Origin of the sequence: Acidiferrimicrobium sp. IK (assembly GCF_025499425.1) — a bacterium.
Taxonomy (GTDB): Bacteria; Actinomycetota; Acidimicrobiia; order Acidimicrobiales; family Palsa-688; genus Acidiferrimicrobium.
The window spans coordinates 589,780-616,059 of the sequence record NZ_JAIMCB010000001.1; the positions used below are offsets into that span (position 1 = coordinate 589,780).

At 72.9% G+C, this 26,280-nt stretch carries 21 protein-coding genes and 1 tRNA gene; 13 read left to right on the forward strand and 9 right to left on the reverse strand.

Annotated elements, in window-relative coordinates:
• Both K6U06_RS02905 and K6U06_RS02910 read right to left on the reverse strand, forming a co-directional pair.
• On the reverse strand, nucleotides 1-5,538 hold a 5,538-nt coding region (locus tag K6U06_RS02905; RefSeq protein ID WP_262320383.1), incomplete at its 3' end, for a fibronectin type III domain-containing protein.
• A 64-nt stretch (nucleotides 5,539-5,602) separates the two neighbouring features.
• Nucleotides 5,603-5,794 (reverse strand): hypothetical protein, encoded by a 192-nt coding sequence (locus K6U06_RS02910; protein ID WP_262320384.1) that lies wholly within the window; start codon nucleotides 5,792-5,794, stop codon nucleotides 5,603-5,605.
• 186 nt (nucleotides 5,795-5,980) lie between these two features.
• Here K6U06_RS02910 and K6U06_RS02915 point away from each other — a divergent pair, with 186 nt between their 5' ends.
• From K6U06_RS02915 to K6U06_RS02930, 4 genes are all read left to right on the forward strand, one after another.
• Nucleotides 5,981-8,122: a bacterial transcriptional activator domain-containing protein gene (locus K6U06_RS02915; protein WP_262320385.1), complete on the forward strand. Its 2,142-nt coding sequence runs from the start codon at nucleotides 5,981-5,983 to the stop codon at nucleotides 8,120-8,122.
• A gap of 124 nt (nucleotides 8,123-8,246) precedes the next feature.
• Complete coding sequence (locus tag K6U06_RS02920; RefSeq protein ID WP_262320386.1) at nucleotides 8,247-10,286, forward strand: O-antigen ligase family protein; 2,040 nt, start codon at nucleotides 8,247-8,249, stop codon at nucleotides 10,284-10,286.
• A 31-nt stretch (nucleotides 10,287-10,317) separates the two neighbouring features.
• Nucleotides 10,318-10,845, forward strand: coding sequence for a sigma-70 family RNA polymerase sigma factor (locus K6U06_RS02925; protein WP_262320387.1), 528 nt, complete (start codon nucleotides 10,318-10,320; stop codon nucleotides 10,843-10,845).
• On the forward strand, nucleotides 10,842-12,590 hold the full coding sequence (locus tag K6U06_RS02930; protein WP_262320388.1) for a hypothetical protein: 1,749 nt from the start codon (nucleotides 10,842-10,844) through the stop codon (nucleotides 12,588-12,590). Before K6U06_RS02925 ends, K6U06_RS02930 begins: the two co-directional genes overlap by 4 nt.
• 147 nt (nucleotides 12,591-12,737) lie before the next feature.
• Here K6U06_RS02930 and K6U06_RS02935 read toward each other — a convergent pair whose 3' ends face one another.
• Both K6U06_RS02935 and K6U06_RS02940 read right to left on the reverse strand, forming a co-directional pair.
• Entirely contained in the window at nucleotides 12,738-13,214 is a 477-nt protein-coding gene (locus K6U06_RS02935; protein WP_262320389.1) for a DUF4188 domain-containing protein, read from the reverse strand.
• Nucleotides 13,215-13,362: 148 nt separating this feature from the next.
• Nucleotides 13,363-14,316, reverse strand: a complete 954-nt coding sequence (locus tag K6U06_RS02940) for a zinc-binding alcohol dehydrogenase family protein (protein WP_262320390.1) — start codon at nucleotides 14,314-14,316, stop codon at nucleotides 13,363-13,365.
• A 59-nt stretch (nucleotides 14,317-14,375) separates the two neighbouring features.
• On the opposite strand from K6U06_RS02940, the gene K6U06_RS02945 reads away from it, so the two are divergent.
• The gene (locus tag K6U06_RS02945) at nucleotides 14,376-14,813 is read left to right on the forward strand and encodes a hypothetical protein (protein WP_262320391.1); all 438 of its coding nucleotides are present in this window, start codon (nucleotides 14,376-14,378) and stop codon (nucleotides 14,811-14,813) included.
• Between the two features lie 4 nt (nucleotides 14,814-14,817).
• On the opposite strand, the gene K6U06_RS02950 is transcribed toward K6U06_RS02945, so the two are convergent.
• Together K6U06_RS02950 and K6U06_RS02955 are read right to left on the reverse strand one after the other, a co-directional pair.
• Nucleotides 14,818-15,747, reverse strand: coding sequence for a Rieske 2Fe-2S domain-containing protein (locus tag K6U06_RS02950; protein WP_262320392.1), 930 nt, complete (start codon nucleotides 15,745-15,747; stop codon nucleotides 14,818-14,820).
• A 72-nt stretch (nucleotides 15,748-15,819) separates the two neighbouring features.
• A complete protein-coding gene (locus tag K6U06_RS02955) occupies nucleotides 15,820-16,845 on the reverse strand; it encodes a methylenetetrahydrofolate reductase C-terminal domain-containing protein (protein ID WP_262320393.1) in 1,026 nt (341 codons plus the stop codon).
• 104 nt (nucleotides 16,846-16,949) lie between these two features.
• Between K6U06_RS02955 and K6U06_RS02960 the strand changes: the two genes are divergently transcribed.
• From K6U06_RS02960 to K6U06_RS02970, 3 genes are read left to right on the forward strand one after another with little or no spacing between them, the layout of a single operon-like run.
• Entirely contained in the window at nucleotides 16,950-17,873 is a 924-nt protein-coding gene (locus K6U06_RS02960) for a pseudouridine-5'-phosphate glycosidase (protein ID WP_262320394.1), read from the forward strand.
• Nucleotides 17,870-18,808: a nucleoside hydrolase gene (locus K6U06_RS02965; RefSeq protein WP_262320395.1), complete on the forward strand. Its 939-nt coding sequence runs from the start codon at nucleotides 17,870-17,872 to the stop codon at nucleotides 18,806-18,808. The genes K6U06_RS02960 and K6U06_RS02965 overlap by 4 nt, the downstream gene beginning before the upstream one ends.
• Entirely contained in the window at nucleotides 18,805-19,614 is an 810-nt protein-coding gene (locus tag K6U06_RS02970; RefSeq protein WP_262320396.1) for a carbohydrate kinase family protein, read from the forward strand. Before K6U06_RS02965 ends, K6U06_RS02970 begins: the two co-directional genes overlap by 4 nt.
• Nucleotides 19,615-19,668: 54 nt before the next feature.
• On the opposite strand, the gene K6U06_RS02975 is transcribed toward K6U06_RS02970, so the two are convergent.
• Nucleotides 19,669-20,637 (reverse strand): alpha/beta fold hydrolase, encoded by a 969-nt coding sequence (locus K6U06_RS02975; protein WP_262320397.1) that lies wholly within the window; start codon nucleotides 20,635-20,637, stop codon nucleotides 19,669-19,671.
• A gap of 163 nt (nucleotides 20,638-20,800) precedes the next feature.
• Here K6U06_RS02975 and K6U06_RS02980 point away from each other — a divergent pair.
• The 4 genes from K6U06_RS02980 to rplK all read left to right on the forward strand — a co-directional run bounded on the left by K6U06_RS02980 (nucleotide 20,801) and on the right by rplK (nucleotide 22,462).
• Nucleotides 20,801-20,873, forward strand: a tRNA-Trp gene (locus tag K6U06_RS02980).
• A 40-nt stretch (nucleotides 20,874-20,913) separates the two neighbouring features.
• Complete coding sequence (gene secE / locus K6U06_RS02985) at nucleotides 20,914-21,228, forward strand: preprotein translocase subunit SecE (RefSeq protein ID WP_262320398.1); 315 nt, start codon at nucleotides 20,914-20,916, stop codon at nucleotides 21,226-21,228.
• 4 nt (nucleotides 21,229-21,232) lie between these two features.
• Nucleotides 21,233-22,018: a transcription termination/antitermination protein NusG gene (nusG, locus tag K6U06_RS02990; protein ID WP_410050953.1), complete on the forward strand. Its 786-nt coding sequence runs from the start codon at nucleotides 21,233-21,235 to the stop codon at nucleotides 22,016-22,018.
• An 18-nt stretch (nucleotides 22,019-22,036) separates the two neighbouring features.
• Nucleotides 22,037-22,462: a 50S ribosomal protein L11 gene (gene rplK, locus K6U06_RS02995; RefSeq protein ID WP_262320399.1), complete on the forward strand. Its 426-nt coding sequence runs from the start codon at nucleotides 22,037-22,039 to the stop codon at nucleotides 22,460-22,462.
• A gap of 90 nt (nucleotides 22,463-22,552) precedes the next feature.
• Here rplK and K6U06_RS03000 read toward each other — a convergent pair whose 3' ends face one another.
• Nucleotides 22,553-24,628, reverse strand: coding sequence for a RecQ family ATP-dependent DNA helicase (locus K6U06_RS03000; RefSeq protein WP_262320400.1), 2,076 nt, complete (start codon nucleotides 24,626-24,628; stop codon nucleotides 22,553-22,555).
• A gap of 35 nt (nucleotides 24,629-24,663) precedes the next feature.
• The gene (locus tag K6U06_RS03005) at nucleotides 24,664-25,146 is read right to left on the reverse strand and encodes a DUF1810 domain-containing protein (protein ID WP_262320401.1); all 483 of its coding nucleotides are present in this window, start codon (nucleotides 25,144-25,146) and stop codon (nucleotides 24,664-24,666) included.
• A gap of 301 nt (nucleotides 25,147-25,447) precedes the next feature.
• Between K6U06_RS03005 and K6U06_RS03010 the strand changes: the two genes are divergently transcribed.
• Nucleotides 25,448-26,245, forward strand: a complete 798-nt coding sequence (locus tag K6U06_RS03010) for an SDR family oxidoreductase (RefSeq protein ID WP_262320402.1) — start codon at nucleotides 25,448-25,450, stop codon at nucleotides 26,243-26,245.
• The last annotated feature ends 35 nt before the right edge of the window (nucleotides 26,246-26,280 follow it).

The following is a 26,280-nucleotide window of genomic DNA, read 5'->3' on the forward strand; positions in this document are numbered from 1 at the left end:
GACGTTGCCGGTGGAGCCGTAGAAGGTGGCGTCACCGAAGTTGAATACGCCGCCGTCGGAGGCGACGAGCCAGTAGCCCTTTCCATCCGACGTCGCGGCCATGCCGACGATGGGCTGGTTGAGGTGGACGTTGCCGGTGGAGCCGTAGAAGGTGGCGTCACCGAAGTTGAATACGCCGCCGTCGGAGGCGACGAGCCAGTAGCCCTTTCCATCCGACGTCGCGGCCATGCCGACGATGGGCTGGTTGAGGTGGACGTTGCCGGTGGAGCCGTAGAAGGTGGCGTCACCGAAGTTGAATACGCCGCCGTCGGAGGCGACGAGCCAGTAGCCCCGCCCGTCTGGGGTGGCGGCCATCCCGACGATCCGGGCCGCCAGGCGGGTCCCGGCCAGAGACCCGTAGGACGTGGCATCACCGAAGGCGTAGACCGCACCGTCGGCTCCGGCCATCCAGTAGCCAGCCCGGTCCGCGGTGCTGGCGGTCGCTACAACCGGAGCCGGTAGCTGCCTGCCGCCAAGGGAGCCGTAGAAGTCTGCGGCGCCGAAAGTGAACACGCCGCCATCGCTCGCCACCAGCCGGTAGCCGGCGCCCGCCGGGGCAGCGCTCTGCGCCCTGGCGATGAGGAAGGCCGGGTCGGCGGTGAAGGTCACCGTCACCGTGCCGTCCGCTGTTGCGGTGCCGACCCTGGTCTTCTTCCCGTCACCATCAAGTACGTAGACCACGTCGCCGGCCTTGATGGAAGGGTCATTGGTGATCGTCAAGGTGATCGGTCGCGACGCGTCTGGAGCCGTGCCGTCGGGCGCCTGCCAGGACACCCCGAACCCACCCACGAGCACCGATCCGGGCGGCGGAGCGAACTTGGTCGTGTCGAGCAGGTACCCGGTTACCACCGTGCCGGCCGGCAGCGCTCCGGACGGCACCGTCACGTCGACCTGCCCCGACGAGGCGGTCCCCTTGAGCGTCGAGGTCCCCCCTGAAGCGGGGATCACCATCGAGTCGATCTCCGTCGTGCTCGCGCTGGACGTGCCCGGCGGCGGTCCGGCTGCTGCTGGTGTGCCGGCGGGCGGCGGCGGTGGTGGTGGGGGAGGGGGAGCAACCGGCGTCGCCGAGAGTTCGCTCGAGGGGCGGCTGGCGCCGACCGCGTTGGTGGCCACGACGGTGAAGTAGTACGTCGTCGCATCCGTGAGCCCACTCACCGTGCAGCTGGTTGCCGTCGCGTCGGCGGAACAGGCGGGGGCGGCGGTGTAGTCCTCGCCGCCTGCCGAGTGCGCCTGGTAGACGTCGAAGCCGGTCACAGCCGAACCGCCGTCGGATACCGGTGCCGTCCAGTGGACGGTCACCGTGCCGTCCCCGACGGTCGGCGCGCTCTGGTCCGGAGCCGTGGGTGCGGTGGCCGTGGGAGTCGCCGCCGGGTAGACGTACGCCGCACCCGGCCTGCCGTTGAGGTTCCCGAATTCCTCCCCTTGGGGCGCTCCCACCACGACGGTGTGCGAGGTCGCCGCCAGCCCGACCGATATGCCGAAGAAGTCGTCAGCCGAACCGTCACCTGCGACGAGAGACTTGTATAGCGACCACCCGCTCCCTGATCTGGTGTACACGTAGGCGGCCCCCTGCAGGTTGTTGGACCCGACCTTGATTCCCATAGCCCCGACGACCGCTGAGGTGCCGTCCGGTGAGATCGCCACGGCCCGGCCGAAGCCGTCCACCTCGTTGCCTCCGGCATCTTTCATCTCGCTCGCCTGCACCCAGGTCTGGCCCGAGTGTGCGAACACGTAGGCCGCGCCCCCGCTGCTCGCGCCGCCCCCGATCAGGGCCTCCGCCGCTCCCGAGGCCAGGGAGACTGCGGCGCCGAACCCGTCGGCGGCGACGCCGTCGCCAGCCGTGAGCTCGGCGCCCTGGGTCCATGTCGAGCCGGACTTCACGAACAGGTAGGCGCGGCCCTGACCGTTGTTGGAACCGACGGTCTCACCCGGCGCTCCGATCAGCACTGCGGAGGCGTCGGGTGCGATGGCGACCGACGCCCCGAAGCTGTCGCCTGGTGACGCAGCGCCGGAGGACAACTCGGCTGCTTGGTGCCAGCTCCCGCTAGTGAGGGTGAACACGTAAGCCTTGTTGGCCCGGCTGGCTCCGATAACCGCCACGGTGCCGTCCGCCGAAACCGCCAGCGAGGCGCCAAACCCGTCATATGCCGTTGCGTCCGCGGCCGTCAACTTGGCGGACTGCTGCCATGCGGACCCGGCCCTGGCGAACACATATGCGGTGCCGGGCTGTTGGAAGTGTGCCTGGTACCCGTCCAAGGCAGCGTCGGTGTAGAGCAACGGTGCGGTCTCGTCGCTCCCGACCAGAATGGTCGAGCCGTCCGAGGAGGTCGCGGTCGCCGAGCCGAATCCGGCGTAGGCGCTCCCGTCGCCGGCGGTGAGCTGCTCCGCTTGGCTCCACGCGGCACCCGTCGACGTGTAGACGTAGGCGGCGCCCTGGTAAGGGTTGGCTCCGACGGAGTGCAGCGGCGCTCCGGCGACCACGACGGTGCCGTCCTGCGACGGCGCTACCGACGGGCCGAGCATGTCGTCACCGAGGGTCGGGCACCCGACGAGCTTCCCCGCCGACGTGGCGCAGCTCGGCGCCTGGACCGGGAAGAGCCCGTACGCCGCGCCCTGCCCGGAGTTCGCGCCGACGGTCTCGGCCGGTGCGCCGACATCGACAGCGGTCCCGTGCGCTGAGGTGGTCACTGCCCGGCCGTAGCCGTCGCCTGACTGCCCTGACGGGCCGATCGCCTCCGCCTCCTGGTGCCAGGCGCCGGAGTAGCGGAACTCGTAGCCGGCGCCGACCGCCGCGACGGTCCCGGCCGCCTTGCCGCTGGCGCCGATGACGGCCGCGGTGGCGTCTTCGGAGACCGCTACCGCGTCACCGAAGTGGTCGCCGGGCGCGCCGTCCTGGCCGGTCAGCTCGTCGGCTTGGTTCACCAAGCCGTTGGAGAGGTCGAGAGTGAACACGTAGGCGGTGCCCTCGCCGGTGTTGGCGCCGACGGTCCTCCCCGGGGCACCGACCATTGCGACGCGATCCGATCCGGATGCGGCCACCGCAGCACCGAACTGGTCGCCTGCTGCGCCGTCGCTGGCGGTCAGCTCGGCCAGCTGCTTGGCCGAGGGGGCCTGCCCACCGGGGACGGATTGGTTGAAGCCGAAGAGGTACACGCCGCCCTGCCCGGCATGAGAGTTGACGGTCTTGCCCGGCGCCCCGGCCAGCAGCTGGTAGCTCCAGCCCCCGCCTGTGTCGCCCTGGGCCTCGGATACCGCCACCGACGCGCCGAGCCGGTCGCCGGCGGCGCCGTCGGAGGGGGCCAGCTCCTCCGCCTGGCTCCACGAGCACGCCACAGAGCACGTCCGTTGGAACGCGTACACCGTCCCGGCGCCGGTCGCCGATCCGGGCGAGCGGTCCGGTGCCCCGATCAGCGCCACCGTGCTGTCCCACGATTCGGCGACCGCAGATCCGAAGTGGTCCCCCGCCGCGCCGTCGGACGCGCTCAGCTCCGCGTCCTGACCCCACTGGTTACCGGAGCCGAGGGTGTAGACGTAGGCGGCGCCCTTGCCGCTGCCGGCGCCAGGAGCGCCGACGACGATCTGGCTGACGCCGTCGCCCTGGGAGGCGGCAACCGATGCTCCGAAGTGGTCCCCGGGCGTGCCGTCAGGAGCGGTGATCTCGGCCTTCTGCGTCCAGACGCCGCCGGTCTCGGCGTAGATGTAGACCGCTCCCTGGCCAACGTTGGAGCCCACCGCGCTCCCGGGGGCCCCGACCGCGACCACCGAGCCGTCCGGGAGCGCCGCGACCGACGAGCCGAGGCCGTCCCCGGCTGCGCCGCCTGACGCCGTCAACTGCGCCTGGGGAATCGTTACCGACACCCGCGCTGATGCTGTTGCCGCCTGGCCGCTGCCGTCGACGGCTGTCACCGTCACGTCGTAGACGCCCGGAGAGGAGAAGGTGTGGGACACCGAGCGGCCGGTCGCTGTCGTTTGGTCGGCTGGCTGGCTCGTGTTGGTGAACGTCCACTTCACCGCGGAATCCGCCACCGCGTTCCACACGTCTCGGACGTCTACGGCGAACGCCGCCGGACGGTCCTGCACGGCCACTGCCGGGGCCGCCAGCCCGGACAGCGCGAGACTGCCGGCCAGGCCCGCAACCCGGACCACGTCGTGGCCGTCGACCTGTTCGACCCACGCGGCGATCCCGTCGCCGTGCGCGTCGGTGGCCACCCGCTGGCTCGCCGACGCGTCGCTGGCCGAGGTGAGATCGGTCGCGTCCGACCAGGTTCCGTCGACGTGGCGGATCGCCGCCACCGACCCGTTGGCGTAGGTCCTCAGGTCGGTCCTGTATCCCACCACCACCGCCTGCCCGGTCGAGTCCATGGCTACGTCCGCCGGCGCGATCTGGCCGGTGTAGGGGTCTTTTGGCACGAACGGCCCGGTACCCACGCTGCTCCAGGTCTGCCCGGTGCCGGCGGGATGGAAGTAGTCCTGCCCGCTTTCCACGGCGATCGCGTCACCGGCCGGGTCAACCGACACCGTCCCGTAGTCGCCCTGCACCGGGGTGTCGAACGCGGCCTGCCCGGCCGGGCGGTAGGCGAGGTAGGAAGGCCCCCCGTAGGGGTAGTACCAAGACAGGGCGTCGGAGCCGTTGGACGCTACGGCGAGATCCAGGTTGGGTCCTCCGTTATGGGTCGGGGGATCGACGGTCTGGCTGTCGGCGAAGCTGCCGGTCCCGAACGCGCCGGTGTCGTGGGGCCGGTCAGCGACGACGAAGCCGTACAAGGAACAGGTGAAGCAATAGTTCACCACGCCGATGGAAAAAACCGCTACCGCGTTCCCGGCGCCGTCGAACGCCACAAGAGGATCCCCGGCACGCTGCGGGGGGTTGCCGGTCGGATCTTTCAGTTCCTCGGGCGCCGACCAGGTCGAGGACACCCCCGCCGCCCGGTAAGCGACGAGCGGCGCCACGCCGATCCCGCGGCTCGGCTCGCCCCATCCGACGATCGCGTTCCCGGCGGGGTCCATCGCCACGGACACCCCTGATTCCGGGCAGTTGTTATAGCCGCACTCGGCGTAGTCCCTGGAGGGCCGCACCTCTTGGGGAGCGGTCCAGCCCTTCCCCGCCCCGGCCGGGCGGTAAGCCGCGTACAGGCCGTCGGACTGCTCCCACGCGATCACGGCATCCCCGTTGCTGCCCACCGCCACCCGCGGCTCGGTGATGGCTGCCGCGGTGGGGGTGAGCGTGGCGGTCTCCCAGGCGGCACCGGCCTGCCCGGCCCGGTAGGCGACCGTTACTGTCCCGGGACCGTTGCCGTTCGCCATGCCCGCCAGCCACCCGACGGCCGTGTCGCCGCCGGCGCCCATCGCGACATCGATGCGGTCGTTGTTGAGGATCGGGTCGCTCTGCCCGGCCGGGGTAAGCGTGGACGCGGTGGTCCATGCCGGCGCAGCCGGGCTCGCGTGCGCCGGGACGGCGCCGCCCAGCAGCGCGCCGACGAGCGCTGCCGCGGCCGTCAACCCCGTGACCGTCCGCCGAGCGAGCACCCGCGGCCGGGACCTTCCGCTCCGCAACGCCTGTTGTTCACTCACCGTCAGCCTCCCCTTCTTGGATCGAGCCGTTCGTCTGCGACACCGAGTTCCGGCAGAACGCCAGCACGTCGCTGGGCCCTTGCACGCCCCCCGTCTGCCCGGACAGCACTTCTTCGATCTCCCCCACCAAGCGCCCGGAGGGCAGTTGGTCGGGGTCGACCCTCAACACGAACGAGACGCGCACGGCCGGAACATAAGAAGCATCCGTGTCCCCGCCGTGTCGTCCGCGTGTCGTGGCCCCATCCGCCGTCGCCGGAGGATCGCGACCGCGGTCAAAGCGGCGTGCCAAACCCGGCCAAACCGGGCATCACCGAGACGCCGGCTGCGAGAGTTCCTAGACTTCCGCCGAGGCTGAACATTGGACCACTCGGTGAGCGAACAGATCGCAGGCGGATCGCTGGTGGACGCCGAGCGGGAGCTGACGGCCGGCTCCGCCCGGCGGGCCTCCGAGATGGCGTTGAGCGCCATGCAGGCGGCCACCACGCCTCGGGCGAGGGCGGATGCCGCGCTGGTGGCCGGAAGGGCCCTTCTGCTGAGCGGGTCGGTGGAGGTCGGGCGCGGCCTGTTGCTCTCGGAAGCCGCCGACGCAGAGCCGGTCAATCCCGCCGCGGCAGCGTTGATGTGGGCCCACGTGGCGGCCGTGACCCTGCAATCTGGGCAGGTACCTCCGGCCCAGGAGATGGCGGAGCGGGCGGTGCGCAACGCGGGCTGTGGTGAGGACCGGGTGCGGGTCCTTTGCGCCGCGACGTTGGGGGCCACGCTGGTGGCAGGCAGCCGCACCGGGTTTGGCGGGCGCGCCCTGCCCGACGTGGACCAGGTCCTGGGAGTGGTCGTGCCTGGCAGCGACTCATGGTTGCTCGCGATGACCATGGGCCTGGCGTTGATCTGGGCGGAGGGCTATGAGCCGGCCCGCAGCCTTTTGGTGGGGCTGGAAGCGCGCAACAGGAGCGAGCGCTCGTGGTCGGCGCTTCCCGCTGTACTGCTGGCCCTCGCGGTCCTCGATCACCGGCTCGGACGGTGGGAAGCGGCGCGGCGGGCCGCCGACGAGGCTCTCGACTTGTGCGGACCAGCGGAGCAGGCGACGACCCAACCGTTCGTCACCGCCGAGCTGGCGACGGTGGAAGCCGTCCTCGGCCGCGCCGACGCTTGCCGGTCCCGGTCCCTTTCCCTGCTCGACTCGCCCGCCGGTACCCACCCCTCGATCCGCTGTGCGGCGCTGTCGGCTCTCGGTCTGCTGGAGCTGGGCCTCGGGCGCTTCGAGGCGGCCGCCCACTGGTACGAGGTGCTGGCCGCGGCCCAGCCGGCCCCGGAACGGCCGAGCCCTGGAGTGATGCTCTGGGAGGCCGACCTCGTCGAGGCTTACATCGCCCTCGAGCGCACCGAGCAGGCCTACCGGACCCTCGAACGGCTCGAGGCGCGAGGCCAGATGGCCAGCCACGGCCGGGCCGCGGCGGCGGTCATCCGATGCCGTGCTGCGCTGACGTCCGATCCGGCCGAGGCGGAAGCGCTCTTCTGCCAGGCGCTCGACCACTACCCGGCGCCGGTTTGGACGTTCGCCCGGGCCCGGACGCAGATGGCAATGGCGGAGCACTGCATCAGGATCGGGGACAGTGACCGGGCCGGGCCTCTGCTGCTCCTGGCGGCGGAGGGATTCGAGGGGATCGGGGCCGCGGCGTGGGCCGCCAGAGCGTCCAACAAGGTGGCCGCTCTAGCCGGCGACTCCGCAGGGCCGACCGTGCGGGAGGCCAAAGGCTCTGTCACGGCCGGGATGGGATCAGGGTCCCTTGCGCCGGCTCGGGTGCCTGTGCACATCAAGATGCTCGGCGAGTTCCGCGTCGAGGTGGACGGCCAAGCCCGTGAATCGGGTGATGGCGTGACAGCGCAGGCGGTGAAATCCGTTGCGCTGGCCGGAAAGGTTCCGGTCGAGGAGCTCGTCGATCAGCTTTGGCCGGACGCAGACATTGACGTCGGACGGGCCCGGTTTCGGAGCTTGATGGCTCGGATCCGCCGCCAGTTCGGTCCGATCGTGGAGCGGCACGGCTCATGGGTGGTCCTCGCTGAGGGCGTCACCGTCGACGTGGGCATCTTCGAGCGCATGGCGCAGGAGGCACAGAAGGCCGGGGCGGCCGGGGATGGCGAAGCGGGGGAGTTGGCCCAACAAGCCGCGGAGCTCTACCGAGGCGAGCTGCTGCCGACCGACCGCCACCTCGACTTCACCACCGGGCCCCGCGAACGGTTGCGGCGCCGCTACCTCGCCGTCGTTGGCCTCGCCGCAGACATCGCGTGCCGCCGGCAGCTGCTCGAGACGGCAGTCCGGCACCTGGAAAACGCCTTGGCGGTCGAGCCCTACGACGAGAATCTCTACCTCAAGGCGGCGCGGATCCTGGCGGAAGGCGGAAGGACCAGCGAGGCTCTTTCCATAACCCGTAGGGCGGAATCGGCCCTGCGAGAGCTCGGAGTGCCGTTGTCGCCGGAGATCCGAGAGTTGCAGGCCAAGCTGCGGCGTCTGTAGCGATCCCCGACTTGTGGCAGGGATACCGGCCCGGTCACTCCGAGGCCGTTGCGCGGTCAGCGGACCGAGGACCCAGACCCAGACCTGGATGGAACCAAAACGCAGCGCCAGGCGTGTACTGGACGTGAGAAGGCCGGCACGCGTCTTGGTGCTGGCCGCCCTGCCTGCGGTGGGAACTCTCGTCGTCGACCCGTCGGGCTGGTCCCCTTTCGGGCCGGCTCGCTGGGCGGCGGTCCTGGCGGTGACCCTGGCCGGCGCCGCTTTGGCGCTGCCCGGCCGGGCGGTCGCGGTGGGGCGGCGGGGGCTGGTGGTGTGGGGGGTGTGGCTGGCGTGGGTGGCGGTCGCTGCGGCCGTCGGGATGGACGGGCGCCTGGCGTGGATCGGCACACCGCAGCGGCACTTCGGGGCTCTTACGTGGGGGTTGTGCGCGTTGGCGTGGCTGGCTGGCCACTCCGTCGACGACGACGGCGATCTGCGGGTGCTGGCCGGGGCCGCCACCGCGGTGTGCGGGGCGATCGGGGTGTGGTCGATCGCCGAGCTGCTCGGGTGGCAGCCGGTGGCGCTCGCCGCGTCCGGTCGCCTGGTCGGTCCGCTCGGCAACGCCGACTACCTCGGCGCCGCGACGGCGCTGCTGGTCCCCGTCGCCGTAGGGGTGGCCGCGGATGGGGGGTGGGCGCCCCGGTGGCGGGCCGGCGCATCGGTGTGCGCCGGAGCCGGTTACGTCGCCCTGATCGGCGCCGGCGCCCGAGCCGCGTGGGTCGGGGTCGTCGCCGGCGCCGCCGTTTTGGCGCTGGCCCGCCGGTCGTCCCTGCGCCGGCTGCTCGCCGGCCGCTTCGGCGACGCCGAGGACTTGCGGATGGCGGGGCCAGAGCAGTCGGCGGGTTCAGAGCAGTCGGCGGGGCAGTGGTGGTCCAAGCGGGCTGCTGCGGCGGCGATCGTGGTGCTCGCCGCGACCGGCGCCACGTTCGGGCTGGCGGTCGCTACCGGCACCGCCGGTCGGCTGCCGGCGGCGGTGCAGGCCGGGCAGGGCGGCGGGGCCAGCCGCCTGGCCGAGTGGTCGGTGGCGTTGCGGGTGGTGGCCGCCCACCCGGTGACGGGGACCGGGCCGGAGGGGTACCGCTTGGCGTTCGGGGCCGCCGTCGGGGCCGGCTACCAGCGCACCTACGGCCGCGACCCGCTGCCGGACCGGGCCCACGACAGCCTCCTAGACGTGGCCGCCACGACCGGCCTGCCGGGTCTCGGCGCCTACCTGGCGCTGCTAGCGGTGACCGGTGCTTTGATGTGGAGGGCGCTTCGGAAGGGGGAGGCGGCTGTGGCCGGCATGGCCGTCGGGTTGGTCGCCTACTCCGTCGGCGCCCTGTTCCTCTTCCCCGTCGCCGAGCTCGAACCGACAGTGTGGCTGCTCGCCGGGGTGGTCGGCGCCCGGGTCGCGTCCGACGGCGAGCTGGTCCGGTTGCGGGTGCCCCGCCTGGCCGCGCCGGTCGTCGTGGCCGCGGTGGTGGTGGTCGCCTTCCTCGGGGTGCGGGCGGTGACCGCCGATCGTCAGATGCGCGTCGCGCTGGCCGACCCGTCGCGAGGAGCAGCCAGGGCCGCCCGGGCCGCCCACGACGCGCCGGGGAACATCGTCATCAGGCTGGCCGCGGCGCACGTGGACGCCGCGGCCGGCACCCTCACCGGCATCGACCGGGCCCTCGGGCAGGTCGCCGCGGCCCGAAGGGTGTCGCCGGCCGATCCGGTGGTCGGCTTGGAGCGGGCCCAGCTGCTGGAGCAGCGGGCACAGCTCACCGCCGCCCCCGGCGATTGGCGGGCAGCGCTCGACGCGCTGGCGGGCCTGGCGCGCCGCGACCCGCGCAACCCCGCTGTGCTGGTGCCCCTCGGCGTGGCGGAGGCGTCGAGCGGCCATACCGGCGAGGCGGTCGCGTCGTGGCTCGCGGCGGCGCGGCTGGCCCCGTCGAGTCCCTCACCCGAGATCGACCTGGCGGTGTTCTACTTCCGCCACGGCCAGCCCGCCCTGGCTCGCGGGGCCGCAGAGCGGGCCTTGGCCCTCGACCCCGCCGCCGCCCCGGCCACCGCGGTCCTCCGCAGCCTCGACACCGCCCGCCCCCCGACCAGCAACCCCCCGACCAGCAGCCCCGAGACGAACGGCGCCGGCGATGGAACCTGACGAACGCCCTGAGCGTGTACCGGCTGTGAACATGCACGCAACGGCGATCTACCCGGGGACCCAGGCCGTCGGCGTAAGCCACGACGACTTCGCCGGCTACTACGGAGCCAACCGGGACCGGGTGGTGCGAGCCCTGTCCGCCACCATCGGCGACACCGACCTGGCCGCCGACGCGGTCGACGAAGCCATGGCACGCGCCTACCAGCGGTGGAGCAAGGTGGCCGGGTTGGACAACCCCAACGGCTGGGTCTACCGGGTGGCCCTCAACTGGAGCACGTCGGTGCTGCGCCGCCGGCGACGGCGATCGTCGCCGCTCGAACCGCCAGCTGGGTCCTTCGAGCACCCGGCGATGGCCGAACCGGCGGTGGCCGCCGCGCTGGCCGAGCTCGACGTCCGCCAGCGGGCCGTCGTCGTGTGCCGCTACCTCCTCGGCTGGTCCGAAGCCGAGACCGCCGAAGCCCTCAACACGCCGGTCGGGACGGTCAAAAGCCGCCTGCATCGCGCCAACCGCATTCTCTCCGCCCGCCTTTCCCACCTTCGCTCCGAGGAGCAGCAATGACCAACGATTTCGACCGCATGATCAGCGAACATCTCGAGGACCGGGCCCGCCGGGCCAGCCCGACCCCCGGCAACGTCGGGCGGGTCATCGCCCGCGGCCACCGCCGCCGGCGCCAGGGCCGGACGGTGGTGGCGGCGGTGGCGTTCGTCGCCGGCGGGTCCGGGACCGGCCTGGTGATCGCCGGCCAGGGCTCCAGCCACGCCAACCGGCAGCTGCGGATGGGCGGGTCCACCTCCCAGGGCGCCCAGAGCGCGACTGCGCCCAGCGCCTCCACCCCGAGACTGGTGTGGACGGCGTCGTCGGCCGGGACCCCGTCGCTCTACATGCCGACCGTGGGATACGTATCCACCCTCGGGTCCGGTCAGGCGGTGTACGCCGTGTCGAGCGGTCCTGGCGAGATCGCCAACCAGTCGGGGCCGCTGACCTCCACCCTGTACCAGTCGGCTGACGGCAAGACCTGGACGGTGGCGGCCGCACCCGCCGGGCTGCACGTCGACAACCTGGCCGTCGACGGCAGCCAGGTCTACGCGGTCGGCACCGGGCCGGCCAACGCCGCGTCCGGCGGCGGGTCGCTCGGCGGCGGCTTCCAGGTCGCGTCGCGCGCCGGGACCTCCGGCGCCTGGTCGACCGCCACGCTGCCGATCAGCCTGGGCGCCCCGGCCGGGGCCCTGAACGTCTCCGACTCCACCTCGTCCGTCGCGGCCGGGCCGAAGGGGACACTAGCGCTCGTCGGCATCAGCGCCAGCCTCAACCTGCCGGCGCTGCTGCCCCACGCCAGCATCAACTACTGGACGGCGAGCCGCTCCGGTGTCGAACTGCTCGGCGCGCCCGACCCCAACGCGTGCGGCACCGGGCAGCCAGCGACGTTCGGGGGTGCGACGACCAGTGCTGGCAACCTCCCGGCCACAACCCCGGCCGGAGCAGCGGCCGACGCAGCGAAGATGGCCGCCAAGCTGGGCGATGTGGCGCCGAGCCTGCCGCCGGCGGGGAGCCGGATCGACACGTTGGATTGCAACGGCGCCCAGGGGGCCACGCTGATCCCCGCCGACAAGGCCTACACGGTGACCGCCAGTTACAGCTGGTCCCAGCTGGGCATCAGCCCGCAGGCCGCGGCGGTCGTGGACGGCCAGCCGCTGGCGTTTTGGTCGGCCAACGGGAAGGCGTTCCAGCAAGTGCAGCTGCCGGCCGCGGTGTCGAGCGGCGACATGCACGTCGCCGCCGGCCCGGACGGTTTCGCGCTGACAGCAGGCGCGACCGCGGCGGCGGGAGGCGGCGACTTGCTGGTCCGTTCCGCTGACGGCACGACGTGGAACACGGTGCCCGGGGCGTCCGCCGGCGGGACCTTCGACGGTGTCGGCTACGTGGGTGGCGTTCTCACCACCATCCGGACGACCTCGGCGAGGGACGTGCAGGCGGTCAGCTATCGAGGCAGCGTCCCCACCGTCACTGACCTGTCGGCGCTGGCTCATGTGACCGTCCCGGATAAGTCGGGTGCGGACCAGGCGTCGTTCGGTCCCCTCGGCGTGGTCACCGACATCTACACCCCCGGCGGCACCACGGTGCTCTACAGCGGCGGCGGGAGCTGGTCGACCTACGACCTGCAGGCTCTGGCAGGGACCTCCGAGCAGCTGCTGCTGTCGGACGCGGTGGTCGGATCCTCTGACGTGGTCCTCACCGCCACCCCTTCGGCGGCCCCCAACGGACCGGCGCAGCAGATCAACATCGTGGGCACGCCGGCCGGCTGACCGGCCGACCCACAGAACCGCCGCTCACCGACCAGGCCCCCCAACCAGGCCCCGGCAACCACCGCCGGCCGCGGCAGTCGACTTCGACTGCCGCGGCCGGCGAGGTTCCGGGGCCGACTCGCGTCCCGCCCCGGCCGGCGCTGGTGGTCAGGTCCCGGGCGTGCCGAGGCGGTCGCGCGAACGCGACGACTCACTGACCGGCACCAGACGGCCGGCCTTGCCCAGGCCGAAGGGCGGCATGTTGTCGTAGACCGCCTCGTACTCACCGGCGCGGACCAGGAACGTCTCGTGCCAGATACCGGTCCGGTCGCTTCGCCCGACCCGCTTCCAGTAGTCGCGCCACACCTTTAGGTGGGGGTCGTCGGTGTCGCGGGCGAACGCCTCGAGGTGGTCGTAGGAACGCCAGTACTGGACGATGGTGGGGTACCCGAGCTGGTAGCCGAGGAGGCCCTTCTCCGGGTGGTCCACCAGGTACTTGAGCATGTGGGCCATTCCCCGCCGGCCGCCGAGGTCCACCAGCGCCTTGGCCGCCTGCAGAGGCCGGTTGACCCGCGGCCCGATGAGGAACACCACGAAGTCGCCGTCGATCTCCGCGGTCATCCTCCGCCCCGCGATCGCCTTCATCTGCGCCCCCTTTTCCGGTTCCCGGCTCGGTGCGCCGGCCGGTGCGAAGTGTAGGCAGGAGGTGAGGAAAGAAGCGCCGGGGCCGCCGGGGCCGGCGCCGCGACCCGGCCGGGCGCCGGGCGGGTCGCGGCTCGGCGCGACCGGCCGCTCAACCAGCCGACCCGCCGAGGTCGAGGACCACCTTGCCTTGCAGCGCTCGCCGTTCGATCAGGTCGAACGCGTCGTTGACCGACCCGAGAGGCACCGCCCGGTCGATGACGATCTCCAGGCGCCCGTCGCTGGCGGCGGTGAGGGCGTCGCGGATGTGGCCGGCGAGGACGTCGTCGGTCTCGAGCAGCCCGGCGTACCCGCGCACGGTGAGCCCCTTGCGGTACAGCGCCTGGAGCGGCACCTCGCCCGTCGCGCCGGCGGAGGTGCCGAACGTGACGATGCGCCCGTGGGCCTCCACCAGCTCCACCGCAGCACCGAAGAAGCCACCGCCGAGCGGGTCGAACACCACGGTGGGACGCAGCTCCCGGGCCTGCTCGGCCAGCGTCGACGCGTCGGCGACCACCACCCGCTGCGCTCCCCGGGCCCGCACCCATTCGGCTTTGGCCGGGCTGCCGGTCTGCCCCCACACCGTGGCGCCGAGCGCCTTGGCCACCGACACCACCACCGAGCCGACCCCGCCGCTGGCGCCGAGGGCCAGCACCCGGTCTCCGGGCTCGACCCGCCCGAGCTCGGTGACCACCCGCCACCCGGTCACGCCGGCCACGCCCATCGCCGCCGCGACGTCGAGGCCGACGCCGTCGGGGACGTCGATCAGCGCCGCTTCGGGCACCACCGCCGCGCTGGACCACAGCCCGTCGCGTGTTCCTCCGAGGCCGTGGCCGCGGACCATCACCCTGCGGCCGGCGACGGTGCCGGCGCCCTCACTGCCGAGGGTGCGGGGCAGGGGGTTACCGGCCCCGACCCGGCCGAGAGCGCCGTAGCGGTCGACGGGGTTCACGCCGGCGAAGGCCATGTCGACGGTGACCTCGCCGGGGCCGGGCTCGGGCAGCTCCACCTCCTCCACCTCGAGGGGCTGGCCGTGGGCGATCAGTCGGGCGGCGCGCACTCGCATGGCTACCCGCTACCCGCTGCCGGCGGCCGGCTATCGGCGGAGGAGGGTAGGGGACCGTTGTGCCCTCCACCCACACCCCAGCATCCGAGTTCTCCTCGAGCGACCCACCGCCTGAGGACCGCTACGGGTTCCGTTTCGACCCCCGCTACGTGCTGCCCGGCGCGCTGTTCGGGGTCACGCCGTTCACCGCGTGGCTGCGGGTCACCCAAGACGAGCTGGTGGTCCGCTTCGGGCTGTGGTCGCTTCGCACCCCGCTCGCCAACGTCGCCGGCGCGCAGCGGACCGGCCCGTACCGGCTCCTGACCACCCTGGGCCCGGCCCGGGGGTCCTTCGTCGACCGGGGCGCGACCTTCGCCACCAACCCCCGCGCCGGCGTCTGCATCCGCTTCGAGCGACTCCAGTCGATCCTGCTGCCCGGAGGCCTCCTGAAAAGCCCGGGGCTCACCGTGACCGTCGCCGAGGTCGACCGCCTGGCGCAGCGCCTCCAGGCCCGCTGAGCGCTCAGGCCGGCAGCGGCCCGACCGGGTTGACCCGCAGGTCGCGCTCCTCGTGGCGGCGGACCTCCCACCCCCCGTCGGCGGCCCGGATCTCGTAGGTCGGTTGCGGCGCCACCGCCGGCCCGTCGACCACCTCGCCGGTAGCCAGGTCGAAACGGCTGGCGTGCCACGGGCAGGTCACGCACCCATCCCCGATCTCCCCGTCGGAGAGCGGCCCGCCCCGATGGCTGCAGCGGTCGGCGAGAGCCCGGATCCGCCCCTCGGAGCGCACCACCAGGATCGGGATCCCGCCGGCGTTGGCCTGCACCGCGGAGCCCTCCGGCGGGCCGGCCTCGGGCAGGTCGCCCTGGAGGCGGGTCCATTCTTGCGGGCCGCCGGAGAACGCGTTGGTGTCGACCCCGACGCCGATGGCGTAGGCCAGATGGCCGCCCAGCCATCCTCCTGCGCTGGCCGCGGCCGCCCCCACCAGCGCCCACAGCACCCCCCGCCCGTCGCGGCCTCGGCGTCGCAGCCGCCACGACCGGGTGTAGGCGAGCGCGGCGACGGTGTTGGCGGTCATGTGCACCAGGCCGGTGCGTCGCTCCGCCCCGGTGGTGTCAGCCCACTCCGACGCCCCGGTCGCCGCCGCGGGGGCCACCGCCAGCAGCCCGACCCCGATGAGGGTGCGCGCCGCTCGGCGCTGGCCGAGCAGGTCGAGCACCGACGCCGAGGTCCACGCCCCGACCGGCACCCCGACGATCAGCGGGTGGAGGGGATGGCCGAGCCAGGTGCCCGACAGGGCGCTGCGGCGGGCGCCGGTGCCCGCCAGGCGCTGGGCCACGCCGCCGAGCGGCTCGGCGACCCGGTCCAGCGCCGAGGCCGACTCGACGGCGGACGCGATCTTGGTGGCGGCACGCGGGCGGCGCGACGGCTGCATCGGCTCGAGGAGGGTCACTCCTTTCCACTACCCGATGCTCTGCCGGCGAAAAAGGCCGCGACGCTCTTCTGGCGAAAACGGCGGCGGTGGTCACTGGCCGCCCCCGAGCGCCCGGCCGAGCGCCACGACGTCCGACGCGGCGGCCAGGGCCCGGTCGGGGATGGCCGGCGCGGCGAGGCTGACCCCCGCGACCCCTTCGATCGCGAGGGCGGCGAGCGCCATGCAGTGCGCCGCGTCGAGCCCCGCGGTGTGGGGGTGGGCGTCCTCCACGGCGGCCACCGCGGCGGCCGGGAGTGACAGGGCCGGGTAGCGCCCGACCAGCCGGAGCGCTTCGGGGCTGGTCAGGACCGGGACGCTGATCACCGGACGTAACCCCGGGGCGAGGCCCCTGACCGCGGCCACGAACTCCGCCAGGCGGTCCCCGTCGCCGGTGAACGCCAGCAGGCACCAGCCGGCGCCGGCCTCGGCCTTGTTGGCCAGGCGAGCCGCTCGCTGCTCCTCCGGCGGGCTCGACGGCGACTCCGCCACCGACACCAGCATCCCCGTCCCGGCTGCCATGGCGGCCAGCCGGGTCGAGTCGAGGTCGAACACCGCCGCCGCGTCGGGGCGGTCCCCGACCGTGGGATGGTCGCCGGTCACGCAGTGCACCGCGGCCGCGCCCACCGCGTTGAGGCCGGCCAGCTCGCCCTCGAGCGCCACCCGGTTCCGGTCCCGGCAGGTCAACCCGACCCACGCCCGCAGCCCCTCGTCGGCCAGCAGCTCGGCGCGCACGGTGGGGGGCAGCTGGACCCGGGCCCACGGCGAGTCGCCGGTGACCCCGGCGTCGCATCCCCGGGCCAGCACCGCGGCCGCCTCCCGCTGGCGGCACGCGTCCAGCGACACGCTCGGCACCTCGGCGAGGACCAACGGCCGGCGGGAGGCGAGCGAAGCCAGCTCGTAGGCCGCCGCGGTCAGGGCGTGAGGCTTGTGGGTCGGGGCCCCGGCCCGCCAGGCCGGACCGGGGGAGGTCACAAACGGGCACGGCCGCCGGTCGACCTCGCAGCCGCCTCCCGGGTCTACGCCGCCGCACGGCCCGAACACCATGTGCTTCGGGCAGCTGCTCGACTCCACGGGCACGGCCCGATGCTCGTCCGGCCAGGTTTCGGATAGAAGCAGAACGTGTTGCAATCCGGTGAACCGGCGGCGATGCCGGAACGGGACGGCCGGTAACGTCGGACGACGTGGCCCCGCCTTTCGCGCTTTGCTCCCCGGAGGTGACCGCGGCGTTGGCCGACGGCGCCCCGGTCGTCGCCCTCGAGTCGACCATCATCACCCACGGCCTGCCGCAACCCCGCAACCTGGAGGTCGCCGCCGAGCTGGAGGCGATCGTCCGCGCCGGCGGGGCGTGCCCGGCCACGGTGGCGGTCCTAGACGGCGTCGCCCGGGTCGGGCTGAGCGAAGCGGAGCTGGAGCGCATCGCCAGCGTCCCGGTGCGCAAAGCCGGTCTCCGGGACCTGGCCGTGCTCGGCGCGCTCGGCGGAGACGGCGGCACGACGGTGTCGGCGACCGCGTTCTTGGCGGCCCGGGCCGGGGTGCGGGTGTTCGGCACCGGGGGGCTGGGAGGCGTCCACCGCGGCTGGGTCGACACCTGGGACGAGTCGGCGGACCTCGCGGCGCTGGCCTCGACGCGCATCACCGTCGTGTCGGCGGGGGTGAAGTCGATCCTCGACATCGCCGCCACCCTCCAGCGCCTGGAGACCCTCAACGTGACCGTCCTCGGATACCGCAGTGCGACCTTCCCCGGCTTCTACCTCTCCAGCTCCGGTCACCCCGTCGACTGGACCGTCGACACCCCCGAGCAGGTCGCCGATGTGATGGCCGCCCAAGACGCCCTCGGTGTGCCCCCCTCGGCGATCCTGGTCGCCAACCCGGTGGCCCCCGAAGCCCAACTGGAGCAGGGCCTGCACGACCGGGTCCTCGAGGAGGCGCTCGCCGCGGCGGCGGCGCAGGGGATCAGCGGGCAGCGCCTCACCCCGTTCCTGTTGCAGCAGATGCTCGAGGGGACCGGCGGCGCTTCGCTCGAGGCCAACCTGGCCGCGGTGCGCGGCAACGTGGCGCTCGCCGCGCAGATCGCGGTCGCCTGGCAGGGGGCCAGCGGCGGGTGACCGCCAGGCAGATCATCCTCGACTGCGACCCCGGCCACGACGACGCCGTCGCCATCTTGTTCGCGGCCGGTCATCCTGGAGTCGATCTGGTCGGCATCACCACCGTGGCGGGCAACCAGACCCTGGATCGCACCACCCACAACGCGTGCGTCGTGTGCAGCGTCGGAGGCATCGAGGTGCCGGTCCACGCCGGCGCGGCCAGGCCGCTGCTGCGCCCGCTGCGGACCGCCGCGGAGATCCACGGCGAGTCCGGTCTGGACGGCCCGGCGCCGATCGAGCCGGCCGTCGCCCCTCGCGCCGGCCACGCGGTGGACTGGATCATCGACACGGTCCTCGCCGCGCCCGGCGACGTGTCGCTGGTCGCGGTCGGGCCGCTCACCAACCTGGCCATGGCCCTGCGTCGGGAGCCGGCCGTCGCCGAGGCCGTCAGGGAGGTGGTGATCATGGGCGGCTCCTACACCCGGGGCAACACCACCCCGGCCGCGGAGTTCAACATCCTGGTCGACCCCGAGGCCGCGTCGATCGTGTTCGAGGCGCCGTGGCCGGTGACCATGGTCGGCCTCGACGTGACCCACCAGGCTCTGTGCACCCCGGAGGTGCAGCGCGGCTTCGCCGAGATGGGCACGCCCGCCGGCGACTTCATCGACGGGCTGATGCGGTTCTTCCGGGGCAATTACGCCGGCGTCACCGGCATGGCCGACCCGCCGGTGCACGACCCTTGCGCGGTGGCGGTCCTGGCCGACCCCGACACCGTCGAGGTGGTGCCCGCTACGGTCCAGGTCGAGACCTCCGGGGCTTTCACCAGCGGCATGACCGTCGTCGACTTCAAGGCGCCGGCCGGGTCCCGTCACCGCGTCGCGACCGGCCTCGACGCCCCCCGCTTCTGGGCCGCGGTCCACGCCGCGGTGGCCGCCCTTCCGGCGCCGCTTTCGTGATCGTCGCCTACGGCGACGCGCTCGTCGACGTGATCGTCGAGCTGCACCAGCCGCTGGCCCACGACGACGACGTGCCGGCCACCACGACCATGACGCCGGGCGGTCAGGGCGCCAACGTCGCGGCGTGGGTGGCGGCGCTCGGCGGCCAGGCCAGCGTCGTCACCCGCCTCGGCGACGACGCCAACGGGGCGTGGCTGCGGCGGGACCTGGAGGGGCGCGGGGTGACGGTCCACTCGCCGCGCCGGCCGGGACGGACCGGCACGGTGGTGTCGCTGGTCGGCGCCGACGGGTCCCGGACGATGGCGTCGGACCGGGGCGACTCGGCGGACCTGAACGTCTCGGACCTGTCGCCGGGATGGTTCGCCGGCGCCGAGTGGCTGCACCTGTCGGGGTACGCGCTGCTGGGCCCGGCGCCGGCCGCGGCGCTGCGGGCGTCGGAGATGGCCCGAGACGCCCGGGCGCGCATCAGCGTCGACTTGTCCTCAGCGACGCTCGTCGCCGCCCTCGGGCGGGCGGAGGTGGCCCGCCGGCTGGCCGCGGCGGGCGCCACCGCGGTGTTCGCGAACGAGCTGGAGGCCGCCGCGGCGGGCGCGGTCGACGCCGAGATCCTGGTGATCAAACGAGGAGCGGGGGGCGCCGAGCTGCGCGTCGGGCGGCTGCGCACCCAGCTGCACGTCGCCGAGGTCGTCGCCGCCCGGGACGTGACCGGCGCCGGGGACGCGTTCGCCGCCGGATGGCTGGTCGGCGGCGTCGAGATGGCCCTCGAGGCGGCCCGCCGAAGCGTGGCTGCGGTCGGCGCCCGCTGACCGACCGCAACCGGCCGCAGCCGGCCGCAGCCGGCCGCAGCCGGCCGCCCGGTGTCAGGCCGTCTCGGCCAGCCCGCCGTCGTCTTCGCCGTCGCCGGTCGCGACCGTGCTCATACGCCAGCGGGCGCCGCGCCCGATGACCTCGTCGCAGGACTCGCTCAGCGCGGCGATGAACTGATCGGCCTGGCGGGTCACCGCGAAGTGGTCACCGCTGACGGGGTGGAGCACCGCGGAAGGGATGTGGTCGGCCAGCTTGATCTGGCGGCGTAGCGGCACCAGCTGATCGTGCTCGGTGGCGATCACCGCCACCGGCACGTCGACGCCGTCGATCCAGCCTCTGGAGCTGAACGACCCCACCGCCAGGGCCGCCTCGCACACCAGGCGGGGATCGTGGCGCGACAGCTCCACCGCCGACCAGCGGCGCAGCTCGCGGGTCGCGAACCCGCCGGCCATCGCCCGCGCCACCGCCTGCCACCCCTTCATCCGCAGCGGCCTGGGCACCCCATGGAGGCCCAGGTTGAGGGTCCCGACCCCGAGGAACAGGAGCCGGTCGTCGAGGCGACCCCGAAAGTCCCGGCTGGTCGCGCACAGCACCATCGCCGACACCCGGCTGCGATGGCGGTGCCACACCAGCTGAGCGATCGGGCCGCCCATCGAGTACCCGACCGGGATGAACTGGTCGATGCCGAGGACGTCGGCGAGGGCCACCACGTCATCCGCGCAGTCGGCCAGGCGGAAGTGGGCGCAGCGGATCCCCTGCCCGTGACCGCGGTGGTCCAGGGCGATCACCCGGTAGCGGTCGCCGAGCGCGCCGAACGCGCCGGCCCAGTTGGTCCCGCCGGTGGCGCTCAGCCCGTGCAGCAGGATCAGCACCGGCGCCCCGGGCGGCCCGGGGATCTCCCGCACGAAGGTCCGGCCCCGGCCGGGGAGCTCGACGAAGCGGCCCTCGGGGACGCCGAGCGCCGCCAGGTCGGGGTAGAGGTCGCCCTCTTTGGCGTTGCCGGCACTGGGTCGTTGACTCACGACCATCCTCATACCCCCCCGGGAGCGTCACTACTTGCCGGGCTACCCTACTGTCGGTCGCCGGAGGGTGGTTTGGACCCGCCTGGCGGCGGGCGAGGGGGCGCAGACCGGTCCGAGGGGCACCGGTGCTATCCTCGGCACCCGGATGTACACCCCTCCGCCGAGGGCAGTAGCTCAATTGGTAGAGCACCGGTCTCCAAAACCGGCGGTTGGGGGTTCGAGTCCCTCCTGCCCTGCCCAGAGGACTCCCGTGGGAAGGCCGCACCTGACGTGAGCATGAACCGACAACAGAGACGCTCAGCGCAACGCAGCGGGCAGGGGAGCGAGGACACCTCCGTCGCGCCCGTTCCCGCCGAGGACGTCTCCGAGGTCCGGCCCAGGGCTGCGCAGGCGGTCACCGGCCGTCGCCGGACCACCCCACGCCAGTTCCTCCACGAAGTCAACGTCGAGATGCGCAAGGTCGCCTGGCCGACCCGCTCCGAGACGATCAACTACTCCTCGGTCGTGCTCGTCACCTTGATCCTGGTCATGGCGCTGATCTTCGGCCTCGACACCGGCTTCTCCCAAGTCTCCCTCTACCTCTTCAAGTAGGACCATGGCGGATATCGACACAGACCACATCGACGACGCGCCCGAGGCGCCTGCTGAGCAGGCACCGCCGGGCGAGACCGCCGAGCCCGACGCCGCCACCGACCTGGCCGCCGAGGCCCTCGCCGGCGGCACCGACACCGACACCGACGCGACCGCCGAGGCTCCGGCCGAGGCCGAGGCCGAGGGCTCCGACGGCGACGCCTCCGAGCCCTACGTGCCCGTCGAGAGCCCCTACGACCGGCCCGGCCGGTGGTACGTGGTGCACAGCTACGCCGGCTACGAGAACAAGGTGAAGTCCAACCTCGAGAGCCGCATCGCCTCCATGAACATGGAGGAGCGGATCTTCGAGGTCGTCATCCCGATGGAAGACGTCGTCGAGTTCAAGAACGGCAAGAAGCAGGTCGTCTCGAAGAAGGTGTTCCCCGGCTACCTGCTGGTCCGCCTCGACCTCGACGACGACTCCTGGTACGTCGTGCGCAACACGCCGGGCGTCACCGGTTTCGTCGGGCTCGGCGCCAACCCCACCCCGCTGTCTCGGCGGGAGGTCGAAAACATCCTGCAGGTCAAGCCCGACGAGGCGGACACCGGCGACGGGAAGGGCAAGAAGAGCCGGCCCCGGCTGGAGTACGAGCTCGGCGAGTCGGTCCGGGTGCGCGAAGGGCCCTTCGCCGACTTCAGCGGCACGATCGCCGAGATCAACGAGGACCAGCTCAAGCTCAAGGTCCTGGTCAACATTTTCGGACGGGAGACTCCCGTCGAGTTGGACTTCGCCCAAGTGGCGAAGCTGTAAGAGGAGCTCCCGAACGTAATGGCCAAGCGCCGCGTCGTAACCATCGTCAAGATCCAGCTGCCCGCGGGCAAGGCCACGCCTGCCCCGCCGGTCGGTACCGCCCTCGGGCCTCACGGCGTGCAGACGATGGATTTCGTCAAGCAGTACAACGCCGCGACGGAGGACAAGGCCGGTCAGGTCATCCCCGTCGAGATCACCATCTACGAGGACCGGACCTTCACCTTCGTCCTGAAGACCCCTCCCACCCCGGTCCTGATCCGTCAGGCCGCCGGCTTGGAGAAGGGCGCGGCGACGACCGGCAAGCAGACCGTCGGCAAGATCACCGACGAGCAGCTCACCGAGATCGCGCAGATCAAGATGCCCGACCTCAACGCCAACGACATCGAGGCCGCCAAGCTTCAGGTGGCCGGCACCGCCCGGTCGATGGGCGTGACCGTCGGGTAGCTCCCGTCTCACAGGCGCAGACGTTTTGAGAGGACCGTGCCCCGGCACGGTCCTCGCCGCGTCGCCCCGGCTGCTTTTGGATAACGGCGGTCACGGGCGGCGCCACAGCACGAACGGCAGCACCGGCCCGCTGCCCGCGGCGCGTAGCGCCTCGGCGACCACGGTCATGGTCCACCCCGAGTTCCAGGTGTCGTCCACCACCAGCACCGGGCCGGGCCCGAAGCCGGTCACGTCGTCGAGCGCGAACGCGTCGAGGACGTTGGCGGCCTGACGCCCCGAGTTGGCCATCGACGACTGAGGCGGTCGCTCGGCCACCCGCCGGAGCACCCCGGCGAGGTTCAGCCGTCCCAGGCCGGCCAGGTGGGAGGCGACCGCCTCCGCCAGCCCGGGGCGGCCGGCGGAGGGCACCCACGTCACCCACGTCGGGCGGGCGGCCCACCGCCAGCGGCGCAGGACCGCGACGCAGCCGGCCAGGACCGCAGGGTCGACCGGCCGGTCCGGGTGGGCGAACACCTCCTGCAGCGCAGGCGCCCACCCCGGGTCGTTGCCGAACGCCAACGCCCGGCCGGTGTCGGGCTGCGCGCCCGGCGCGATCCGCCCCTTGCGGCCCCGCAACCCCGAAGGCCACATCTTGCGGGGCTCGAGGACGACCTCGCCCGAGCGGAGGTGGGCCAACGCCCGCTCTACCAGCGCCGGGTCGAGGACCCGGGGCGGGCGGGGCGCGCAGTTGTCGCAGTGCCCGCAAGGCCCCGAGCCGGTGTCGTCGAGGCTGTCGCGCAGGAACTGCATCCGGCAGCCGCCGCTCGACGCGTAGGCGACCATGGCGTCGGCCTCGGCCCGCCGCGCGGCGCGGACCCGATCGATGCGCGAATGGTCGTAGGCCCACGGCCGGCCGGTGGACATCCAGCCGTCGGAGGACCGCCACAGCGCGCCTTCCACGTCGAGGACCTTGAGCATCGCCTCGATCCGGCTGCGGCGCAGGTTGACGACCTGCTCGAGCGCCGGCACCGAGATCGGCCCGCGGGCCGCGACGGTTTCCAGCACCGCCTCCACCATCGGAGCCGGCGGGAACGCGGTCGACTCGGACCACGTCCAGATGTCCCGGTCCTGCCCGGCGGGCAGCAGCGTCGCCGCGGCCCGCTCGATCGCCCGCCCGGCTCGTCCTACCTGCTGGTAGTAGCCGATCGGGCTGTTGGGCGACCCGAGGTGGACGACGAAGCCGAGGTCCGGTTTGTCGTAGCCCATCCCGAGGGCGGTGGTGGCCACCACCGCCTTCAGCCGGTTGTCGCGCAGGTCCTCCTCGATGCGGGCCCGGTCTTCGGGGTCGGCCTCGCCGCTGTAGGCCGCCACCGCCAGACCCTCCGAAGCCAAGAACTCCGCCACCCGCCCGACCTCGGCGACGGTCAGGCAGTAGACGATCCCCGACCCGCGGCTCTCCGCCACCTCGGCCGCCACCCACGCCAGGCGCTCCGCGCCGGTGGCCAGGTGGACCACCGCCAAATCCAGGGAGTCCCGTCCGAGCTCGCCGCGCAGGGTCAGCGTGTCGGTGCCGAGCTGGGCGGCGATGTCGGCGGTCACCCTGGCGTTGGCGGTGGCGGTGGTGGCCAGGACCGCCACCGAGCGGTCCAGCCCGGCGATCAGCTCCCCGAGACGGCGGTAGTCGGGCCGGAAGTCGTGGCCCCACTCCGAGATGGCGTGGGCCTCGTCGACCACCAGCGTCCCGATCCGCCGGGCCAGGTCGGGCAGCACCGCGGCCCGAAACGACGGGTTGTTGAGCCGCTCCGGTGAGATCAGCAGCACGTCGAGCTCCCCGGCGTCGAGGCGGGCGGTGACCGCGTCCCAGTCCTCGACGTTGGTGGAGTTGATGGTCGCCGCCCGCAGCCCCATCCGCTCCGCGGCGCCGACCTGGTCGCGCATCAGCGCCAGGAGGGGCGACACGACCAGCGTCGGGCCCGCACCGGACCGCCGGCGCAGCGCGGTGGCGATCCAGTACACCGCGCTCTTGCCCCACCCGGTTCGCTGCACGACCAGCACCGGCTTGGCCCCTTCGACCAGCGCGGCGATGGCGGTCAGCTGGTCGTCGCGCAGGCGGGCGTCGGGGCCGGCCAAGACCCGGAGCAGGTCGCCGGCCGCCGTCGCGATCTCCTGCAGGGCCAGGTCCGCCATGCCCCCACCGTGCCATACACCTGCGACCGTCGGCCTCACGGTGGCGGCGTGCGCCCTCCGCTCCTCCCGAGCAGCCGGTCGGTCGCGTCGTCGCCGTGACCGTCGAAGAACCGGTCCAGCACCTCCTTGAAGACGCTCTCGTCGGGCGCGGCCCGCAGGAACAGGGTCATCGACGATCGCAGCTTCTGGGCGTCGACGGGGCCGAGGATCGCCTCCGCGCTGCGCCCCTCGACGCCGGCCACCACCGCCGCGCACTCCCGCAGGCGCGGCCCGAGGACCGGATGGTCGAGGTAGGCGCGGGCCTCGTCCAGGGAAGCGATGGCGTAGGCCCGCGACGTCGCGCTGGTCCCCAGCCCGGCGATCTGGGGGAACACGAACCACATCCAATGCGAACGTTTGGCGCCGCCGCGCAGCTCCGCCAGCGCCGCGTCGTAGGTGCCGTCGCGGTCTTGGGCGTCCACGAAGCGCTGCAGATTGCGCGGATCGTCGCTGCTCTCCCGCTGGTCGGCGGAGCTCATTGGACCGCCCTGCGTCCGCCGGTATGGGCCGTCGGCGCTGCCGCGCCCGCTGCGGTCGGCGGGCAACGGAGCGCAGGGATGTTCGAGGAGCCGAACATGACCGCGAAGTTAGCGACCATCTCGGTATACATGCGCCCGTCTCCGGCACCGGCACGCTGAGCGCAGCTCACCGGTCACGCGGCGGACGGGCGCTTCGTATCCGTGGGGCCTTTCGCCGCCTACCCCTTTGGCGCCGGAACCAAGTCGACGGTAGTGTCAAGTCGATGCCGGCGCACGGCCGGGTCGGGGGGGGGAGACGGTCATGGATCTAGGGGTCGCGGGCAAGTCGGTCTTCTTCACCGGCGGGAGCAAGGGGATGGGCCGGGTGGCCGCTGGCATGCTGGCCGCCGAGGGTGCCAACGTCGCCATCGTCGGGCGCAACGAGTCCGATGTCGACCGGGCGGTGGAGGAGATCCGTTCCGGGGGCGGGACCGCCCTCGGTGTCCCGGCCGATATCACCGACGAGTCCGAGGTGGCGCGCGCGGTCGGGGATGTGACAGCCGCGTTCGGTCCGCCGCTCATAGTGGTTGGACAGACCAAGTTCATCCGGAGCGGAGATTTCGCCGACATCGACAACCTGGAGCACTACGTCGAGTCGTTCAGGACCTACACCATGAGCCAGCTCTACCTTCTCCACGCGGTGCTGCCAGCTATGAAGGAGGCAGGGTGGGGCAGATTCGTGCACATCGGGTCTGCCACGGCCAAGGAGCCGGTCGGGGCCATCGCCCACGCGGTTGCCAATGCCACTAGGCCGTCGACGATTGGCCTGCTCAAGACCGTCGCCGACGAGTACGCCAGGTATGGCATCACCGTCAATACGGTCGCTCCGGGCTGGATTCTGACCGAGAACACCGAGAGGTACACCGCCGGTCACCTCGGACTCACGACCAATGAGGCACGCCACGAGTGGGTTACCGAGCACGTCCACGTGCCGGCGGGCCGCATGGGTCGGCCGGAGGAGATCGCTTCCCTCATTGCCTACCTGTGCTCCGACCTGGCCGGTTACATGACCGGCAACTGGATCGAGGTCGACGGAGGGCTGCACCGCTCGGCGTTCTGAGCAGGGGTGCGGCGTCGGGGTGGGTAGGACCGTCG